Here is a 19,921-nt window from a genome sequence, read left to right as displayed (position 1 = left end):
ATCAACTCACCCGTTGTCTCAGTCGATCTTTCATTGAGGGAGAGAAAAATGCCTGCGTTTGGTAAAAATTCGTGCGGGTGCCCAGCTTACTTTCGATGGACTTAATGCCATTGGTGAGTTTTTCTTCTGCCACATTGACCTCTCGGGCCCAATCGCCATGAAACTGCGTAAGCCAGTATTCTTCTCCATTGAAGTGGAGTAGGGATGAAGCATATTCTGTGAGCATGACCGGTTTCTTTTCCCGGTGTTGGATCTCGGCCCAGGATTTTATCACATCACTATGATAGTAAGCTGTATAATGAAGCGTTACTTCTACCGGGTACACCGGATCTTTCAGTACCACATCCGTTTGTGCTACTTCCTCCGTTTTGGTTGTCTGGTGAGATACGTATTTCAATTCCAGCGAGGGATTGCCATCATTGTGTACCAGCCGGATGGCAGGTTCAAACTGGTTGTCCATGCCGGCCGTGAGGTATACTTCCCGGCCGCCCGAAGGGTAGGTGGAAGGGGTTAATTTTTGCCCAGGTAGGATTGCGTAACCCGCTGGTTACCCCCTACATTCAATACCAGCGCCGAATGGCTGGTTTCAATAACGATCTGTTTGGATTGTGCAAAAAGGTTGCCGGTTAGGCATAAAAGAATGATTGCAAGCTGGTACCTGGTGAACATAGAAATAGCCAATTAATTGATCAGCAAGTAACTGATATCTCCCCGCCCGCAGGTGTCATTTGTTAGCCAGCTATTCAATGATATTGGCGAGGGAGTCAGAAAGTCGGCAAAGTCCGAAAGTCTGAAAGCTTTGTGTCCGTAAATCATTTGTGGGGGCTTGTGGGCAACAGCAGTTGCGTAGGCTGAAAACGAAGAAGCCCGGAAGGCGTGAAACCACTCTCCGGAAAAAGCTCCGGCACCAAATGGCTTCCCGTCTTCCGGACTCATTGGTCTTGACTTCCGGTCTTTCCGACTTCCGGTCTTCCGGTCTTCTTAGGTCCGTCTTCCGGACTTTCCGACTTACAGTCTTTCGGACTATTTGGTCTTGACTTCCGGTCTTCCGGACTCCTAGGTCCCGTCTTCCGGACTTTCCGACTTCCGGTCTTCCGGACTCATTGGTCTTGACTTCCGGTCTTCCGGACTTCTCTAAGCAATAAACTCTTTCTGATAACAGAGCGGGCTTTTGCCGGTGATCATTTTAAAATATTTGTGGAAGCTCGTAAAATTATTAAAGCCGCTTTCATAACAAAGCTGTTTAATGCTCAGGTTATTTTCGATGAGCAGTTTGCAGGCTTGTCCTACGCGGATCTCGATCAGGAATTGAGAATATGTTTTGCGGGTCCTGGATTTGAAATAGCGGCAGAAGGAGTTGGGGCTGATATTGGCCACTGCCGCAATTTCTTCCAATTGGATCTTACGTTTGTAGTTTTTCAATGAGTAGTCATAAATAGCGTTCACCCGTTCGTTTTCCGCATCAACCATATCGTGTTTGAAGCCAATCGAAGAAAGCATGTTGGGTTGTTTGCAGTCGGCAATCGTCATCAGTGCTTCCATGAGGATGATGATCCGTTCGGAACCGTCTGTTTGCAGCAGCCGTTCCAGCAATTCAGCTACCTGCTGCCGGGTTTTGCCCGTGATCTGCAGGCCACGCCGGGCTTTTTCCAATACCGTTTTGATATTGATATTTTCAGGTAGGTGCAGGAATTGTTCACCCCAGAAATTTTCACAAAAATGCGCCACCCGGATATCGGCCTGTACCCGCGTATCCTCTTCAAAGTACAAATCGTCAAAACGCCAGTAATGCGGCAGGTGAGCGCCGACCATTACAATATCACCCGATTTGAACCGTTTGATGCTGTCCCCAATAAATTGAGTGCCTTCTCCCTTTTTGAAGTGGATCAGTTCAATTTCGGGGTGGTAATGCCAGCGGTTGTTGATGTAAGGAACCAGGTCGCGCCTTACACTGAAGGAATGGCGGGGGCCGGTCGATACTTTAAGTAGTTGCGGTCGCATGCAAGTGTTTATTTGAAGTGCTCGGTGAAAATAACTGGTTGGGACAGGATACTGGAAGAAAAAGGTTTTAATGGTAACGGGGTTTGCGGAAAAGCCAGGCCGGCCCATCCGAAAATGCCCCGAAAATTAAGGGAAAGGAGGACCTTTTACGGAACGCTGAAAAAGGAAATGACCACCTGTTTTACAGGGATGGTAGAACCGCCAAAAGCAGGAAGCCCTTTAAGGAGTTTTGGCCGGTATAACACAGTAGTAGAACCAACCAGACATCGTGGATATGCCATGGCAAGCAATTTTAATGAACAGAATATAGCATTTAGTAACCTGGTACAAATTGGATTTTTTTTTCTCATAGAGCTATCAACCACTACCGTATTTTTTATGCAAACGTTTCCGAAAATCAGGATGGTTCAGGATACTTGTTTTCGATACAAACAGGCCCCGGGGAGCACAGGTAATGGCTTTATAATCAAGCAACCAAACAGCTAAACCGGTTTCTTGATATGCTAATTCAGCTTAGTAAAATGATAACTATATAAAACTTTGAACCGTCCCCCATATATTTATTTGTATTACAGATTTTTGGCACTTAAAAGAGAATATGCAGCATACACACAAATACCTCCAGATCCATCCCGGTGACAACGTTCTCGTGGCTTTACAAGACTTACCGAAAGGCACTTTGATCGAACTGAATAACCATCAATTTCCTTTGACAGACCCTGTGGCGGGCAAACATAAATTTTCCCTTCATCCACTGAAGCCCGGCGATAATATCTATATGTATGGTGTATTGGTAGGAAAGGCCGATGCGGCCATTCCGCAAGGCGGCGCCATCACCACCCGGAATATTCACCATGCAGCAGAAGATTTTAACCTGGGTGAGCGCAGGTTACAGTGGGAGCAGCCTGATATAAGCCGGTGGAAAGACAAAACATTTATGGGATTCCACCGCGCCGATGGCACAGTAGGAACCGGTAATTACTGGATTGTTATACCCCTCGTATTTTGCGAAAACCGCAATGTGGAAGTACTAAAGGAGGCCCTCGTGGATAAGCTGGGATACAGCAAGGTAAAAGCTTTCAGGCCGATGTGGAAGGACTGGTGAACCTGTACCAAAGCGGTAAAAGCGAAGTGGATATCCTCAACGCCCCCATGGAAGAAGTGTTTACCGAACAGGCCGCCCAACGCGTATTTCCCAATGTAGACGGCATCAAATTCCTGAACCACGATATGGGATGCGGCGGCACCCGCCTCGATGCCAATGCCCTTTGCGGGTTGCTGGCAGGCTATATTACCCATCCCAACGTAGCAGGCGCTACTGTGCTAAGCCTGGGATGCCAGCATGCACAGGCTTCCATCCTCAAGCAGGAGATCATGAAACGTGATCCGGGTTTTAATAAACCCTTGATCGTATTGGAACAGCAGAAAGAGGGGACTGAACAACAATTATTGAAAAAAGCGATCAGGCAAACTTTTGCAGGTCTCATGCAGGCCAATACCATCACCCGCCAGCCTGCTCCTTTGTCCAAGCTTTGCATTGGCCTGGAGTGCGGTGGATCAGATGGGTTTTCGGGTATTTCCGCCAATCCGGCTGTGGGTTATGTATCAGATATCCTGGTAGCCCTCGGTGGTTCTGTGATCTTATCCGAATTTCCCGAACTGTGTGGGGTAGAACAGGAGCTGAGCGACCGTTGCGTGGATGAATCTACCGCCCTGAAGTTTATGGACCTGATGCGGGTGTACAATGCACGTGCCGAAGCCGATGGTTCAGGTTTCTATGCCAATCCTTCCCCGGTAATATTCGCGATGGTCTGATTACCGATGCCATCAAATCGGCCGGTGCAGCCAAAAAGGGGGAACCTCTCCTGTAACAGATGTACTGGATTATCCCGAACGGGTTACTAAATCCGGCCTCAACCTGCTTTGCACTCCCGGCAATGATGTAGAAAGTACTACTGCCGAAGTAGGCTCCGGCGCCAATATTGTTTTATTCACTACCGGACTGGGCACTCCCACCGGCAATCCCATAGCACCTGTTGTAAAACTCTCCACCAATACGAAAACGTTTACGAAGATGCCGGATATTATGGATGTCAACTGCGGCACCATCATCGAGGGTACCGAAACGATTCCGGAACTCGCTGCCCGGATCATGGATTATGTGATCGAAGTAGCCAGCGGCCAGGTACAACCCAAAGCCGTATTGCTGGGGCAGGATGACTTTATTCCCTGGAGAAGGGGCGTGAGTTTGTAGAATCCGGAATCAATGTCGTTTAGTGTAGAAAACTATTGCCAGTTACAAACATGGGCCACACTGCAGCGCTGCATCCGCCGGGCGGCAGAGTGACTCACTTTAAAACAGCGACAAGCACAACTAAACGGCACTGACTCCAGAATATGGCATTCAGAAGCCGGGTACCCGCAAACCTGTTCTAAATTCTGTATGCTGGATTCTTAATTCTGCCTTCATACCTTATCTTCGTCACGTAAATATTCATTCATTAATTTTTCCCTGTATTCAATGAGCATGCAACAGCAAGTACCCCAGATGGAACAATCATTTCGCTGGTTTGGCCCTAAAGATCCGGTGAGCTTATGGGATATCAGGCAGGCCGGTGCTACCGGTATTGTAACTGCCCTGCACCATATACCCAATGGCGAAGTATGGCCCATAGAAGAGATCATGCAACGCAAAGAAGAGATCGAAGCTGCCGGACTGCGATGGAATGTTGTAGAAAGTATTCCCGTACATGAGCATATCAAGATACAGAAAGGTGAGTACAAGCAGTATATCGAAAACTATAAGATGAGCATCCGCAATCTGTCGCGTTGCGGTATTCATATTGTAACTTATAATTTCATGCCGGTGCTCGATTGGACGCGTACCGACCTGGCCTATACCGTAGAAGATGGTTCCAGGGCCCTGCGTTTTGAACGTGCCGCCCTGGTAGCTTTTGATGCATTGATCCTGCAACGCAAGGGTGCCAAAACCGAATACAGTGAACAGGAGTTGCAGCGTGCTACAGCACGTTTGAATGGCATGAGCGATACCGAGAAAACTTTGTTGCAACGCAATATCATTGCCGGATTGCCCGGATCCGAAGAGAGCTTTACCGTACAGCAATTCCAGGAAGCTTTGGATACCTATGATGGTATTGATGCAAAGAAACTTCAACAACACCTCATTTATTTTTTACAACAAATAACACCTGTTGCCGAAGAAGCGGGCGTGGTATTGGCCATACATCCCGATGATCCTCCTTATGCCATCTTTGGTTTGCCCCGGGTTGTGAGTTCCGAAGCCGACTTGCTGGCTTTGTTTGAGGCCGTGCCTTCCAAAGCCAATGGCCTGTGCTTTTGTACCGGTTCATTTGGTGTGCGGGCCGATAATGACCTGCCGGGCATGGTAAAGCGCCTGGGTGATCGCATTAACTTCATTCACCTGCGCAGTACCCAACGTGATGCCGATGGTAATTTTTATGAAGCCAATCACCTCGAAGGTGATGTAGATATGTACAGCGTGGTGAAAGAAATTATACAGGTAATGCGCAAACGAAATATAGCCTTGCCCATGCGCCCCGATCATGGTCACCAGATGCTGGATGATCTGAAAGAAAACCAATCCTGGTTATTCAGCCATTGGCCGTTTGCGTGGCCTGGCCGAATTAAGGGGATTGGAAATGGGTATTGGTAGAAGTTTAAACGCAGATTGAAACACTGATTACACAGATTGTAATGGATTTCGCGGATTGAATAATAAGAGGAGCCACTTTCGCTGAACGTGAAAGTGGTTCTTTTTTGGGGCCAGGGGCTCAGGTTGTATAGATTTTACGACGACACATTCCCTGGTCATTCCCTGGTGTTTGCCTGGTATTTCCCTGGTAAAGTCCTGGTCAAGTCCTGATCAACCCCTGGTCAACCCTTGGTCAACCTGTGATCAACTCTCGGCTAACTTCTGGGTAAGCTCCGGGTAAGCCTTGGGTAAGTCTTGGGTAAGCCTTGCCCATATAGTGACCAACTCCTCATCAGCGCCTGGCCAGTCTCTGATCCCCTCAATTTCCCTGTGTAAGGCAATTGTCTGGCCCTACAGTACCTGTCCGACCGTTTTCTTCACATTGGCATCCTTGTTTTGCCATTTTTTGGCGCAAAATAGATAGCTGAAGGCTTGCTTTAAGGTTGTCTTAAGGTAGCCTTAACCTTGTGTTAAGGTAGGGTGAACTGTAGGGTCACTAAAATGCCAAAAAAATGGTCCGAATTCCACTACCTGTTCCTGGCCACTAACCCAACCCTGGCAGACAGGCGCCTAATAGAAGGACTTTGGCTGACCATTGGGCGGGCTTTAAAACCGTTTTCGTTTAGAAGGTGTTTAGGATAAAATGGCGGGCTATTTGTTTTGGTTGAGGGTGAGTGTGCGATTGATTGAGATCGGGGCTTAATGAAGCTGTATTGGGGTTTAAATAGTGGGGAGTTAATAAAGGAATGCTGGTATCGTGGTATTGAACTTTGCGTGGTATTTACACAGTGTATGCCGGACTTCGGTTATCTTCCAGGTTTGGGTTGGGTCTTGTTCGTCTCTGGGTATTACCAAGACCGTACCTTGGCTTAGTCATCTTCGGGATTTCTTCGGGGCTTCCCGAAGCCACCCCAAGCGAATCCCGAATGAGTCCCGAACAAGACACGAACAAAACACGAATCAAACCCATTGATGGGGCTTTTGCGACAGGGACGCGGTCATGCTTTTATTTTGTGTCGATAACGAGGTACCCGGTCTCGTCATCAATGCTGGCGGGAATACTCCATTCAAACAATACCCTTATCAGCACCCCTTTTTCATCGTTGCTTACGCCCTCTTTAATAACCTGGCTGTTAAAATATTTATTCAACACAATGTCTTTCCCTTTCCGGGCCTCCCTGATTATTTTTGGACCATCCACCACCTTCGTAAATCCAAAGGCTAAGAAATCTGCGTTTGTAATAGTTAGTTGTTTGTTTTCTTTTAGCATCGATCCGATTTCAGATTTGTACCTGTTTTCATCATACCCTTTGGTCTTATTAAAATAATGAAACAGGTCATCATTCTGTATCGTTGAGATGACCACTCCTTCTGATAATTTAACATGGAGTACAACAAAGTAGCTGTTGCTGGAAAAATCATTCATGACTTTCGTTATAAATGCTTCATGCTTGATTTGGCTACAGGATTGCATGGATAGAAGCGTAACGTAAGCAGCAATAAAAGTTCTCATTTTGCATTTTCTCCTTGACAGGCAGTTCACAGCCATCCGTAAACTCCTGCCTTTGTTTTGGTTTTCCATTAAAGAGGCACTTAGTAAACTGTTTGCTGGTGGCTTTTAAGACAAGCCAGCCATGGAAAGTCAAAAAGGATGGGAGGGTGTATTTGATAGTGTGGGACGGGAGAATGCTGGTTGGGTTGGACAAAAGTACATAAATGCGCTCACTTCTGTGGTTTATTGCGACCTATAGGGCAACCCACGCTAAAGCTGTCTCAAAGTTTTCCAGTGCACAAATTATGCTTTGGCGGTATGTACCATTGTATTATCTTTGACTCATCATATCATCTGATGAATATGCAACATGGTATTTCCCGGCGCTCCCTGGCCGATGAAGTGGCGGCCCGTTTACAGCAGCAGATATTGTCGGGCCAGTATAAAGTGGGGGATCAATTACCCGTTGAGCCCGAACTGATGCATCAGTTTGGTGTGGGGCGCTCCTCCATACGTGAAGCCATCAAGTTATTGGTCAACTCAGGTTTACTACGTGTTCAGCAAGGCATTGGCACTTTTGTAGAAGACAATTCGGGTGTTGGTGAGCCCTGGCTCAGCGTCTGAAACGATCGGATATGAAAGAGATCAATGAAGTAAGGCAGTTGCTGGAAATGAAGATCGCAGAAAAAGCAGCCGTCAACAGAACGGCCAAAGATATCAAGACGATACAACGCTACTTCAATGCGCGTGAACAAGCAGCCGCAGTACAGGATATTGCCGGTAGCGTAGATGCGGATGTTAATTTCCACAATGCCATTGCCGAAGCCTCGGGCAATGAAATACTGGCCGATCTGTACAAATCATTTTCCACACGCATAAAAAATGACTTCTTGTCGCGGTTTGCCAGTACAGATCCATTTATTGAAACGATGCAGCTCCATAGAGAATTATTAAAAAGTATTATTGACAAAGATCCTAAAGGCGCCTGGCATTATGCGGCCCGTATCAATGGCCATATATCTGCTTAGCCTGCCCGATCAAACCCTTATCAATCCCCTTTATGAATTCAACAACAAGCGCCGCCGCCCCCAAAGCGCTGGTGAACGCTACCGTTTTCCCCATCCTGTTTACCATTAGCTTTGCGCATTTGCTCAACGATATGATGCAATCAGTTATTCCTTCCATTTACCCACTGATTAAGAGTAACCTGCAATTAAGCTTTTCACAGATCGGACTGATCACCTTCACCTTTCAGATCACGGCTTCACTGCTGCAACCCTTTGTAGGCCAGTATACCGATAAATCACCCAAGCCTTATTCCCTGGCCATTGGTATGGGATTTTCGCTTTTAGGCTTGGCTGTATTATCAATGGCTACCGGTTTTTATGGCATCCTGCTGGCAGTAGGGCTGGTAGGAGTGGGAAGTTCAATTTTTCATCCCGAAGCATCAAGGGTAGCTCACCTGGCATCGGGTGGTAAAAGAGGACTGGCGCAATCTATCTTTCAACTGGGGGTAATGCAGGCAGCGCCATTGGTCCCCCCTGCTGGCAGCCGCTATTATTATTCCGCATGGACAATCCAATGTAATATGGTTTGGCATCGCTGCCATCCTGGGCATCTTTATACTGTCTAAAATTGCAGTATGGTATAAGGAACACCTCGTACTGCGCGCCAGCAAAAAGGTTCCTGCAGAAGTAATTGATAATGGATTGACCAAAACCAGGGTATGGGTGTCATTGGGCATCCTGCTGGTACTCATCTTCTCCAAGTATTTCTATATGGCCAGTATGAGCAGTTACTTTACTTTCTACCTCATTGATAAATTCCACCTGTCCGTACAACAGTCACAGATCTACCTGTTCATCTTCCTGGGTTCTGTAGCTGCCGGTACTTTATTGGGAGGGCCCCTGGGCGATCGCTTCGGACGTAAATACATTATCTGGTTCTCCATCCTGGGCGTAGCTCCTTTTACCATCCTATTACCCCATGTCAACCTGTTCTGGACCGGAGTTCTTGCGGCCATCATTGGTGTATTACTGGCTTCAGCCTTTTCGGCCATCCTGGTGTATGCACAGGAACTGGTGCCGGGTAAGGTAGGTATGATTGCGGGCCTCTTCTTTGGATTTGCTTTTGGTATGGGGGATTGGGATCCGCCTTGCTGGGTAAGCTGGCAGATATGACCAGCATTCGTTACATATTTCAGGTATGCGCCTTCCTGCCGTTGATTGGAATTATTACAGGCTTTTTACCAGGGCTGAAGGGGAAACCTTAGCCAACTACCTGCCTGCATGGTAAAACATCGTCGCCCGGCGCATCTCCCCCAGGGAGGGATGCGCCGGGCGGCGGTGCATGCCACTACAGGCAACTTATCTTCCTGGAACCCCAATGCAAATGCGGGAGTGTCTACTTTAGTTGTCAACGAAAGTAGCGTGTATGCGGGAGGAGGGTTTACCAACATCGGGAATCTTCCTGCAATTTCGCTCGCTGCTGTTCCCCTGCTGTCAACGCTTCCGCTTATGTATGGCGACCTGTCGGCCCGTATACAGGAAACCGATGGGGTTATCTGATGGATAACCTATGAAGAGATCAATACACAGCATTTCGATATTGAACGCAGCACCGATGGCCGGCAATTTATCAGGATTGGTGCCGTACCGGGTGCCGGCAACTCAGGAAGCAATAAAAGAGTTACGGGCTGTGAGCTTCAGCCTGCGGGTCCTTTGCTTCGATAATAAAAAACGGAAGGCCTTCTTTATAAAAAGGCCTTCCGTTTTTATTCCTTAAAGCTATCCGCTTGTATTCCTTAGTTCGCAGCTCATAGCTCACCGCTCGCAGCTGTTTTAATAATGCCACCTTACAAAAGCTTCCATCGCTGCATACTTGGTCAATCCCAATTGGGCATACAGATTGGCAGTATTGCCATTGCGGTCTTCAGCACGCTGCCAGAATTCACGGGCATCACTACCCTGAAAGGGTACACTGTCTTTCTGTGACTGGTGAATGAAGATGCCATAACGTTTCTTCATAACCTGGTCAGGGCTCATGGGGATCGCCATTTCAATCTCACTGATATCCCATTCTTGCCAGGCGCCTTTATAGAGCCACATCCAACATTCATTTACCCACTCATCGCCATCATTCTTGATGCGGCGCAGGGCTTCAAATACTATATCCAGGCAAACCTTGTGCGTGCCATGCGGATCGGCCAGGTCGCCAGCGCAGAATACCTGTTGTGGTTTTATCTTACGCAGCAGGTCAATGGTCAGTTGAACATCCGCCTCGCCCATGGGGTTCTTTTCAATGGTACCTGTTTCGTAGAAAGGCAGGTTCTGGAAGTGATAGTTGTCATCACTGATACCTACATAACGGCAGGTGGCCTTGGCTTCACAACGGCGTATAAGCCCCTTGATAGCACGGATATCAGCCGTATCGATCTGGTTGGATTTCTTCCTCTTGAGGTATGTTCTTGCCTGCTCCAGTATTTCTTTACTCTTGGTACTGTCAATGCTAAACATGTCTTCAAAACCTACCGCAAAGTCCATAAAGCGCGTAACAAACTCGTCGGTAACAGCAATGTTGCCGGATGTTTGATAGGCTACATGCACATCATGCCCCTGATCGTGCAAGCGCTGAAAGGTACCACCCATAGAGATGATATCATCATCCGGGTGGGGGAGAAAATGATCACCCGTTTAGGATAGGGCTCACTGCGTTCGGGATGATTGGGCAGGTTGGCCTTGGGTTTACCTCCTGGCCAGCCTGTAATAGTATCACGCATCATGTAATACACTTGCAGGTTGATCTCATAAGCATCACCTCTTTCAACCAGCAGATCACTAATGCCATTATCACGGTAATCACTATTAGTAAGACTAAGGATCGGCTTATTTACTTTCAGCGCCATGTTCACTACCGCCTTGCGGATCATCGCTGGGGTCCACTCACAGTCACCCGTAAGCCAGGGCGATTTAAAGCGGGTCAGCTCGGCAGCAGCCAGTTCATCCAGTACAAACGTGCAATCATTGTGCTGTTGCAATAAGGAGGCGGGTATTTGTTCATCTACATGCCCTTCTACTGATTTCTGTACAACAGGTGCTTTACCGGGGCCCCAGGCCATCAATACAATGCGCTTGGCTTTGAGGATGGTGCTGATGCCCATAGTAATAGCCAGACGGGGCACTTGAGAAATATTGGCAAACTCATACGCATTGGCAATGCGGGTGGAGTTGTCCAATGTTACCAGCCTCGTGCGGGAGTATATGCTGGAACCGGGCTCATTGAAACCAATATGACCATTGTTGCCAATGCCCAGTACTTGGAGGTCAATACCACCAGCTTCTTCGATCAGTTGCTCATAACGCAGGCAATGCGCCTTGATATTTTCTTTGGATGCTTCTCCATCGGGAATATGAATATTCACCGGATCTATGTCTACATGATCAAACAGGTGCACATGCATGAAGCGGTTGTAACTTTGAAGCGCATCTTTCTCGATGGGATAGTATTCATCCAGGTTGAAAGTGATCACATTCTTAAAACTCAAACCTTCTTCTTTATGCAGCCGTACCAATTCGGCATACAGCGATTTGGGGGTGGAGCCGGTAGCGAGCCCCAAAATACATTTTTCCCATTTGGCTTGTTTGCTGCGGATCAGCTCGGCAATTTCTTTGGCTACTGATTTGGAACCTTGCTTAAGATCGGTGTAGATATTAACGGGGATCTTCTCAAACGAATCAACCATGCTCATAAAAACTTTTTTAGTGGACTGAGTTATTTGAGCGCACGAAGGTAATGGCTATTTCTATAAATCACAATGAAAAATAAACAAGCCTTTGTGTGCTGCCTTTTGCAACCGGTTGCGCAAAGCCCTATGCTGTGGGCAATACGGCCTTCATAAACGGGCAGTTTTAACGATGTCAGGAGCCTGTCGAAGCCGTCTACAAGGTTTTTCTTTCCGACTTCCGGTCTTTCCGACTTTCCGACTCTAACAAAACAGCAACGGCAGCTGCTGGATGATCTTTTTCATCGTCGATGATGTCAGGAACCTGTCGAAGCCGTCTACAAGGTTTTTCTTTCCGACTTCCGGTCTTTCCGACTTTCCGACTCTAACAAAACAGCAACGGCAGCTGCTGGATGATCTTTTTCAACGTCGATGATGTCAGGAACCTGTCGAAACAGTCTACAAGGTTTTTCTTTCCGACTTCCGGTCTTTCCGACTTTCCGACTCTAACAAAACAACAAAGGCAGCTGCTGGATGATCTTTTTCATCGTCGATGATGTCAGGAACCTGTCGAAGCCGTCTACAAGGTTTTTCTTTCCGACTTCCGGTCTTTCCGACTTTCCGACTCTAACAAAACAACAACGGCAGCTGCTGGATGATCTTTTTCATCGTCGATGATGTCAGGAACCTGTCGAAGCCGTCTACAAGGTTTTTCTTTCCGACTTCCGGTCTTTCCGACTTTCCGACTCTAACAAAACAACAAAGGCAGCTGCTGGATGATCTTTTTCATCGTCTTGATAGCCTGTGAAAGCAGGTTGCGGGCTACCTGGTAATTGATGTTCATGATATCGCTTACCTCTTCATAACTAAGATTTTGGTAGAATTTCAGGTAAATGATCTCTTTCTGGCGGGCCGACAATTGTTCCAGGGCATTGATCACCCGGGCCGTTTTTTCGGCATGTTCCTGTTTATCAATGATAAAGGTTTCATAACTGATCTCAAAATGACTGCTTTCCGGCATGTTGGCCTGCAACAGCGTATTACTTCTTTTATGGAGCGCTTTTAGTAATTTGTACTTAATGGCTTTTAATAAGTACGCCTTGACAGAGATAGAAGGTGGTGGATTTTTGCTTTGCCATAATTCTATGAACAGTTCCTGGATACAGTCTTCCAATATCGCTATATCAGCACATATTTTATTGCCATACCTGTATAGATCCGAATAATGCCGGCGGAAGAGTAGGCCCAAAGCTTCCCTGTTACCCTCGATAAAGGATTTCCAGCAGTCAGTGTCCTGTTTATGGTTAATCGGGTCTTCTGGCATTCGTTGAATAGCGGGCAAACGTAAACTAGCGGTAAAAATGAAGAAAATCAACCGTTAGTAAAAATATTTTTAAAAATAGCATTACAAATAATTCAAACCAGTCACTTATAACCGGAAACAAGCTGATTTATGGAAAAACGTTTTCAACAGTAGAGGATATTATAGCCGATGAGGGCTTTCAGGCCTGGTATTTTGGGGGTGAAGAAGCAATTGTACAGGCTTGGGAACACCGTATGAACTCCGATCCTGCCCTGGGTCCCCTCGTAGCGGAAGCAAAGGAATATATGGCGGCTTTGTCCATACAGGAGCTGGAAGTGCCAGCCGGCCAGGTTGCTGCTGCCGAACAACGTTTAATGACCCATCTGTCGGTTGAAACCACCGCACCTGTAATCCCCCTCAGGCGCCGTACCAGTCGCTGGTGGTGGGCTGCTGCCGCCATACTGGTAATAGGGGTGGGCGCTTCTTTATGGCTATACAGGTCTGCACCAGCGGCCCAGTTACACACCGCTTATGGTGAAATACGCAAACAACAGCTGCCCGATGGCTCTACCGTGATGCTGAATGCCAATAGTGAGATCAGCTACCATGAAGGCTGGCAGGAAGGCACTTCCCGCGAAATATGGCTGAAAGGGGAGGCTTTCTTTCATGTAGCCAAAACACCCGCTAAAACCCGCTTTATTGTACATACCGATCGCTTTGATATCGTAGTAACCGGCACACAGTTCAATGTAATGAACCGCGCAGGTAAAACCAATGTCATGCTCACAGAAGGAAGCATTATTTTGAAACCACGTGACGGGAAAGATATCTACATGAAACCCGGTGATTTTGTCGAATTCAATGACAAAGACCATAAATTAATAACCGCCAGAGAAGAAAATATATTGGCCTGGAAGGATAAAAAGCTGTTTTTTGAGAAAACACCCCTGCGTACTGCGATACAAAAGATTGAAGAGCTGTATGGCGTAAAGATCAGCCTGGCGAATGAAAGAATAGGCGACAAACCAATCAGTGGTATCATGATGAATGATAACCTGGATGTGTTGCTGCAGGCTTTGGAAGCTACTACCGATTTTCATGTAGTACGAAATAATAATGAGATCCTCATTACTGAATAACTGTTGATTATGGGTCGTTCCTTGTATGGATGAGAAGCCCTGTAGAAAAGGCTTTTGAAAAGTACAAACCAGGTGTTTTCCTGCTGTTCCGGAAAGCAGGAGGATAACCTATGCCATGAAAACTGTTTTTGAAAGCAGTACGACCCTAAAAAGTAAACAATCACAAACTAAACTGCTATTAACTAAAATGTTGCATTATGAGAGTTGTTCACATAAAACCAACACTGCTAGGCTGTTTACTGGGATTGCAATTGCTCTCCACACCGGGAGCCAGCGCACAGGATGTATATGCCTATGCCAGCAGTAAACAAAAGGCCATCCACGAACAGGATGATAAAAACAGGAAACCGGAAGATTCCAGCGTTAAACAACCCCTGTTCAAGGTGTTAAAAGACCTGAATAAAACAAAAGGTGTTTATTTTCTTTTCTCCGATGAAGCACTGGGCGAAAGACTCGTAAATCCTGCAAAGAAGGACAATATTGACATAGAGAAGATCCTGAACCAGGTACTGGAAAATACCGGACTAAAGTACAAAAAGGTAAATGACAAAACCTTTGTGATCCTCGCAGCCAAAGAACTGACCAGGACTGAAATGAATGCCACTACAATTGCTACAGGCGTTTCCGAAGCACAGGCTATTAATAATCGCTTAGGTGATATTGTTACCGGTAAAATCACAGATGCTACAGGGGCAGGAGTGGTGGGGGCAAGCGTTTCCGTAAAAGGTACCCTAAGAGGTACTACTACCAATGGAGAAGGTATCTTTACTGTAGAAGTAAATAAAGGGGAAACCCTTATTTTCTCTGCGGTAGGATACGCCACCCAGGAAGTAGCGCCCGGCGACCGTACAACAGTCAACGTGGTATTAGCTGCTGCCGGATCACAAATGACCGAAGTGGTCGTTACCGCATTGGGTATAAGCAGAAGGTCCAGAAGTATTACCTATGCTACCCAAAAGATCACCGGCGAAGAACTGACCGCTGTTAAAGATCCCAACCTGGTCAATAGCCTCAACGGTAAGGTGGCTGGTTTAACAGTCAACCGCAGTGCTTCGGGCGCTGGTGGTTCGGTAAGAGTCGTTATGCGGGGTAATAAGAGTACACAAAATAACTCACCCCTGTATGTAATTGACGGTATACCGATGTTCAATACCTCGGTAGCCCAACCCGAAAACCTGTTTGGACAATCATCCGGTACAGCCAGTGCTGGCCGTGATGGTGGCGATGCCATCTCAAATATTAACCCTGAAGATATAGAAAGCATGCAGGTGCTGAAAGGCGCCTCTGCCGCCGCTTTATATGGTAGCCTGGCAGCCAATGGCGCCATCCTGGTGACCACTAAAAAGGGAAGGGCAGGTACAGCCCGCGTAAATTTGGCCAGTAGTATTACGATGGACCGCGCCATGCTGAAACCAGAAGCACAGTTTTCACATGGCCAGGATGCTGCCGGAAATGAAAATGGCTGGGGCCCAAAAATGGCAAAGGCGATTATACAGATGAATTATGGCAAACAGGTGTTACCTGGATCAATAGCGAAAGCATGATGGCCGGCAGTGACCGCGCACAGAGCTATTTCTCCTATTCCAATACCGATAATAAAGGTATTATCCCTACTGCCAAATTCAACCGCCATACCTTTACTTTCCGGGAGAATGCTAAATTCTTCAATGATAAGTTAACAGTAGACGCCCTGGTTACACTTACCAAACAGAAATCTATCAACCGCCCCTCTTCAGGCTTGTACAACAATCCACAAGTGGGTATGTATTTCTTCCCCCGCAACCTGGATTTTGTATCCTATAAGGATAAGTTTGAAACATGGTCGCAGAACAGGGCCTTAATGGTCCATAACTGGTGGAATGTACGGTACGATGCCAATGAGCAGGGCAATGAATATTCCCAAAACCCCTTCTGGATCCTCAACCGTAATGTTCGGGAAGATGCCCGCGACCGTGCTTTCAGTTCCCTGACCATGCGCTACGATATCATGCCCGGCCTGGCTGTACAGGCACGCGGTAGCTATGATTTCTCCGTGGATGATTATGATGCCAGGACCTATGCCAGCACCCATTCTGTAATATCCGATTACAATGGCCGTTACACCTGGGAGCGCAGTAAGAACAAGGTAGCTTATGGTGATCTCTTGTTCTTCCTGAATAAAAAGCTAAGCACCGATCTTTCACTCTCTGCTACATTGGGCGCTTCTATCACCGATTCCCGTACCGGCGACCGCACCTTTATTGATTCTTATGGTGCTGTTAACTCAAGAGGTGAGAAACAAGGCCTCAGCATCGCCAATATATTCAACGTACAGAATATCCATTCCAGGAATACCAATAAACAACAGGCGGTACAGCGTTTTCAAACACAGTCCGTATTGGGTAGCGCCTCGTTGGGTTACAAAGACATGTTGTACCTCGACCTTACCGGCCGTAATGACTGGTCATCAACCCTGGCTTATACCGGCGATATGAGCTTCCTGTATTATTCAGTAGGCGCCACCGGTGTGTTGAGCGAAATGCTGCACATGCCCGAAGTGGTAGACCTGGCCAAAGTAAGGTTGTCTTATGCACGCGTAGGTAACAGCGTGCGCGCATTTGCTACCAACCCACCCACCTACAGGGTGAACCCCGTTACCGGTACAGTGATCAAAAATACGAGGGCTGCTTTCCCCAACAGGCCACTGAAGCCCGAGGATAACCGATCCTTTGAAATAGGTACAGAATGGAGATTATTCGATAACAGGGTAGGGCTTGACCTTACCTGGTATAAGAACGACAATTTCAACCAGTATTTTGAAACACCTGCTCCCCGTGGCGGCGACTTTAGTACCTACTTCCTGAACCTGGGTCAGATCCGCAATACCGGTTTTGAAGTAATGGTAAGCGCTTCGCCCATCAAGAGCAAAGGTTTTGAGTGGAATACCGCTGTGAATTTTGCTACCAATAAAAATACCGTCGTAAGCCTTAGCGAGGCTGGTATTACAGAAGGTAATAACAATATGTTCTTCTTAACCACTTTTGATAATACCTACAGCTCAGTAGTTCGTGAGGGTGGAAGCTTTGGCGATATCCTTGGTTTTGCCGCTGCCCGTGATGATAAGGGCAACCTGGCACTGGCCAAAGACAGCGTACCCGTAAGGGCTGCCGACAGAAAACTGCTGGGTAACCCCAACCCTGATTTTACCCTGGGTTGGAGCAATACCTTCCGCTATAAAGGTTTTGACCTGAACTTCCTGATCGATGGTCGTTTTGGTGGTGAAGTAATGAGCATTACCCAGGCCGAACTGGATGTAAATGGTTTCAGTGAGGCCAGTGCCGCTGCGCTTGATGCAGGTGGTGTACGGGTAAAGGGAACCATTGATGGCGTTCCTTTTGATGGAGTGGTGCCTGCTAAAAAGTATTATGGTGCCATTGGCGGCCGGGCTGGTATCGGTGAGTTCTATATGTATGATGCTACCGCGATCCGTCTGCGCGAAGTATCACTGGGGTACACCGTTCCACTCAAATGGAAAGGTATCCGTAGCCTCAACCTGTCGCTCATTGGCCGTAACCTCTTCTTCTTTAAACGCGAAGCACCATTTGATCCAGAGATTTCGATGAGTACCAACGATGCTTTGCAGGGTGTGGATGTATTTGGACTGCCTGCTACACGCAGTTTCGGCTTCAACGTAAAAGTAGGCTTCTAATTGACCATTTAAACGCATTCATTATATGAAACCTAATACTATTTTGTTCAACCGGTTTTTCTATGCAGCGTTACTCATCTGCGTTGTAGCAGGAGGCTGTACCAAACGATTTGAGTCCATCAATACCGACCCCTATGGGATGAATGAAGATGAGTTAAAGGGCGATTTCGCTATCTATGGCGCTCCTTTTAACCAAATGCAATTGAGCATCCATTTGTTTGCCCCAGAATGGCAATACCAATTGGCTCAAAACCTCAATGCAGATATCTTTTCGGGGTATATGATGACTCCCACAGGTTTTGCCAATAATGTGAACAATTCCAGCTATGCCATGATGGATGGATGGAATGATTTTATCTGGACCATTCCTTATGAAAATGTAATGTCGCCTGCAAGGGCCGTTATCAACAGAGCTAAAAAGATAACTACCCCAATTTTGAAGCATGGGCCATGTTGTTAAAAGTAGTGGCGGCCCACCGTGTAAGCGACATATTTGGTCCCATTGTATATACCAATTATGGTAAGATCAATGCCGATGGTAGCATTACCTACGATTCACAGCAGGAAGCGTATAATGCCTTCTTTAAAGACCTGGACGAAGCACAGGTTAAATTACGCCCTTATGCGCGTTCTGCCGACTCTGTAAGGAAGTTCAGGGCTTTCGACCTGGTTTATAACGGCGATTATACCAAGTGGATGAAACTGATCAATTCAGTACGTCTGCGATTGGCTGTAAGACTTTCCAAAGCCGATCCAACCAAGGCAAAGACCGAAGCAGAAAAATCACTGGCCGATGAATTTGGCGTACTGGAAAACATCGACGAAGATTTCATTATTAACAGCGAATCGCTCAATAACCCCATCAGCGTTATTTCCGGGGCTGGGGTGATATCAAAATGGGGGCACCCATTGAAAGCTACCTGGTAGGTTATGCTGATCCCCGGCTGCCTAAGTTTTTCGATAAAGCAACTGATGCTGCCGTAGCTGGTCAGTATAAAGGCATCCGCAATGGTATTGCCTTACCCAATAACCAGTTGTACCGTAAGTTTTCGAGTGTGACCAGCCTGGGTACCAAAATGCCCATGCTTACTTCGGCTGAAGTATGGTTTTTGCGGGCCGAAGCCAAATTAAGGGGATGGTCAGTGCCTGGTGTGCCCTCTGTACAGGATGCTTATGAAAAGGCATTCAACGTTCCCTGGAACAATGGGGCGTAGGGGGTAATTTCGATGCTTACAAGAACAGCGTTGCCAAACCTGCTGCTTATGTAGATCCTTTCAACGGCACCAACACCGTACCGGCAGGTTCACCCATACTAAGTACAGTAAGCCCCAAATGGAACAACGCAGGCGCTGCCGAAGAAAAACTGGAACAGATCATTACCCAGAAATGGATAGCCTTGTTCCCCGAATCACAAGAGGCCTGGACTGAACAACGCCGTACCGGTTACCCCAAATTATTCCCCGTAGTGATCAACAACAGCGGTGGAGTGATACCCAACGGACAGTTTATCAGGCGCATCAACTTCGCCATCAGCGAAAAACAAACCAACAATATCGGATACCAGGGCGCCGTACAAAAGCTGGGTGGAGCTGATAATATCGGTACACGCCTGTGGTGGGATAAGCCGTAAGTGAAGAGTTAGCTTTTGAGCCGCGACAAAAGTGTGCCTCTCTGCATTGCTGTATTTGCCGGGCGGCAGAGACTCACCTTGAAAGGCCCAGGCTAAATGAACGATATTTTAACAGCGATTAATTGTTGGGTATTAAACAGGAGTATTTTAAGTGTTATACGTAGTCGTTATCGAGGTACAAATAAAGCCCCTTCTTTATAGAGGGGCTTTTTCGT

General features: G+C 47.0%; 18 protein-coding genes and 3 pseudogenes. 15 read left to right on the top strand and 6 right to left on the bottom strand.

What is annotated here, in order from left to right; translation table 11 throughout:
- Position 1 precedes the first annotated feature (1 nt).
- From RS881_RS33005 to RS881_RS32995, 3 genes are all read right to left on the bottom strand, one after another.
- A complete protein-coding gene (locus RS881_RS33005) occupies positions 2-460 on the bottom strand; it encodes a glycoside hydrolase family 36 N-terminal domain-containing protein (RefSeq protein ID WP_315814638.1) in 459 nt (152 codons plus the stop codon).
- A gap of 50 nt (positions 461-510) precedes the next feature.
- Positions 511-669: a hypothetical protein gene (locus tag RS881_RS33000; RefSeq protein WP_315814637.1), complete on the bottom strand. Its 159-nt coding sequence runs from the start codon at positions 667-669 to the stop codon at positions 511-513.
- 465 nt (positions 670-1,134) lie between these two features.
- A complete protein-coding gene (locus tag RS881_RS32995) occupies positions 1,135-2,001 on the bottom strand; it encodes an AraC family transcriptional regulator (protein WP_315814636.1) in 867 nt (288 codons plus the stop codon).
- A gap of 598 nt (positions 2,002-2,599) precedes the next feature.
- On the opposite strand from RS881_RS32995, the gene RS881_RS32990 reads away from it, so the two are divergent.
- The 5 genes and pseudogenes from RS881_RS32990 to RS881_RS62635 all read left to right on the top strand — a co-directional run bounded on the left by RS881_RS32990 (position 2,600) and on the right by RS881_RS62635 (position 5,714).
- Positions 2,600-3,106: a UxaA family hydrolase gene (locus tag RS881_RS32990; RefSeq protein ID WP_315814635.1), complete on the top strand. Its 507-nt coding sequence runs from the start codon at positions 2,600-2,602 to the stop codon at positions 3,104-3,106.
- Complete coding sequence (locus RS881_RS32985; RefSeq protein ID WP_315814634.1) at positions 3,091-3,816, top strand: UxaA family hydrolase; 726 nt, start codon at positions 3,091-3,093, stop codon at positions 3,814-3,816. Before RS881_RS32990 ends, RS881_RS32985 begins: the two co-directional genes overlap by 16 nt.
- Positions 3,817-3,832: 16 nt before the next feature.
- Positions 3,833-4,255 carry a UxaA family hydrolase gene (locus RS881_RS32980; RefSeq protein ID WP_315824683.1) on the top strand — a complete coding sequence of 141 codons (423 nt, stop codon included), beginning with the start codon at positions 3,833-3,835 and terminating at the stop codon, positions 4,253-4,255.
- A gap of 267 nt (positions 4,256-4,522) precedes the next feature.
- Positions 4,523-5,566: pseudogene (gene uxuA, locus RS881_RS32975) on the top strand (mannonate dehydratase); the annotation flags it as partial.
- An 82-nt stretch (positions 5,567-5,648) separates the two neighbouring features.
- Positions 5,649-5,714 carry a hypothetical protein gene (locus RS881_RS62635; RefSeq protein ID WP_527250438.1) on the top strand — a complete coding sequence of 22 codons (66 nt, stop codon included), beginning with the start codon at positions 5,649-5,651 and terminating at the stop codon, positions 5,712-5,714.
- A gap of 1,026 nt (positions 5,715-6,740) precedes the next feature.
- Here RS881_RS62635 and RS881_RS32970 read toward each other — a convergent pair.
- Positions 6,741-7,160: a hypothetical protein gene (locus tag RS881_RS32970; protein WP_315814632.1), complete on the bottom strand. Its 420-nt coding sequence runs from the start codon at positions 7,158-7,160 to the stop codon at positions 6,741-6,743.
- 423 nt (positions 7,161-7,583) lie between these two features.
- On the opposite strand from RS881_RS32970, the gene RS881_RS32965 reads away from it, so the two are divergent.
- From RS881_RS32965 to RS881_RS32945, 5 genes are all read left to right on the top strand, one after another.
- A complete protein-coding gene (locus tag RS881_RS32965) occupies positions 7,584-7,850 on the top strand; it encodes a FadR/GntR family transcriptional regulator (RefSeq protein ID WP_315814631.1) in 267 nt (88 codons plus the stop codon).
- An 11-nt stretch (positions 7,851-7,861) separates the two neighbouring features.
- Positions 7,862-8,254, top strand: coding sequence for a FadR/GntR family transcriptional regulator (locus tag RS881_RS32960; RefSeq protein WP_315814630.1), 393 nt, complete (start codon positions 7,862-7,864; stop codon positions 8,252-8,254).
- A 32-nt stretch (positions 8,255-8,286) separates the two neighbouring features.
- The gene (locus tag RS881_RS32955; RefSeq protein ID WP_315814629.1) at positions 8,287-8,859 is read left to right on the top strand and encodes an MFS transporter; all 573 of its coding nucleotides are present in this window, start codon (positions 8,287-8,289) and stop codon (positions 8,857-8,859) included.
- Complete coding sequence (locus tag RS881_RS32950; protein ID WP_315824682.1) at positions 8,768-9,406, top strand: MFS transporter; 639 nt, start codon at positions 8,768-8,770, stop codon at positions 9,404-9,406. Before RS881_RS32955 ends, RS881_RS32950 begins: the two co-directional genes overlap by 92 nt.
- Positions 9,407-9,514: 108 nt before the next feature.
- On the top strand, positions 9,515-9,793 hold the full coding sequence (locus RS881_RS32945) for a hypothetical protein (protein ID WP_315814628.1): 279 nt from the start codon (positions 9,515-9,517) through the stop codon (positions 9,791-9,793).
- Positions 9,794-10,066: 273 nt separating this feature from the next.
- Here the strand turns inward: RS881_RS32945 and nagB are convergent.
- Both nagB and RS881_RS32935 read right to left on the bottom strand, forming a co-directional pair.
- Positions 10,067-11,967, bottom strand: a pseudogene (gene nagB / locus RS881_RS32940) (glucosamine-6-phosphate deaminase).
- A gap of 727 nt (positions 11,968-12,694) precedes the next feature.
- On the bottom strand, positions 12,695-13,195 hold the full coding sequence (locus RS881_RS32935; RefSeq protein ID WP_315814627.1) for an RNA polymerase sigma factor: 501 nt from the start codon (positions 13,193-13,195) through the stop codon (positions 12,695-12,697).
- Between the two features lie 308 nt (positions 13,196-13,503).
- Between RS881_RS32935 and RS881_RS32930 the strand changes: the two genes are divergently transcribed.
- The 5 genes and pseudogenes from RS881_RS32930 to RS881_RS60265 all read left to right on the top strand — a co-directional run bounded on the left by RS881_RS32930 (position 13,504) and on the right by RS881_RS60265 (position 19,706).
- Positions 13,504-14,388 (top strand): FecR family protein, encoded by an 885-nt coding sequence (locus RS881_RS32930; RefSeq protein WP_315814626.1) that lies wholly within the window; start codon positions 13,504-13,506, stop codon positions 14,386-14,388.
- Between the two features lie 197 nt (positions 14,389-14,585).
- The gene (locus RS881_RS32925) at positions 14,586-15,932 is read left to right on the top strand and encodes a TonB-dependent receptor plug domain-containing protein (RefSeq protein WP_315814625.1); all 1,347 of its coding nucleotides are present in this window, start codon (positions 14,586-14,588) and stop codon (positions 15,930-15,932) included.
- Positions 15,929-18,076 carry a TonB-dependent receptor domain-containing protein gene (locus RS881_RS32920; RefSeq protein ID WP_315814624.1) on the top strand — a complete coding sequence of 716 codons (2,148 nt, stop codon included), beginning with the start codon at positions 15,929-15,931 and terminating at the stop codon, positions 18,074-18,076. Before RS881_RS32925 ends, RS881_RS32920 begins: the two co-directional genes overlap by 4 nt.
- Positions 18,077-18,101: 25 nt before the next feature.
- Positions 18,102-18,536, top strand: a complete 435-nt coding sequence (locus RS881_RS61800) for a SusD/RagB family nutrient-binding outer membrane lipoprotein (RefSeq protein WP_425476299.1) — start codon at positions 18,102-18,104, stop codon at positions 18,534-18,536.
- Positions 18,527-19,706, top strand: a pseudogene (locus RS881_RS60265) (SusD/RagB family nutrient-binding outer membrane lipoprotein). The gene RS881_RS61800 and the pseudogene RS881_RS60265 overlap by 10 nt, the downstream one beginning before the upstream one ends.
- Positions 19,707-19,921: the final 215 nt, after the last annotated feature.

Origin of the sequence: Paraflavitalea speifideaquila, assembly GCF_032395985.1 — a bacterium.
Taxonomy (GTDB): Bacteria; Bacteroidota; Bacteroidia; order Chitinophagales; family Chitinophagaceae; genus Paraflavitalea; species Paraflavitalea speifideaquila.
Note: the sequence above shows the minus strand (reverse complement) of the source record. Positions and strands in the feature narration are given on the sequence as shown.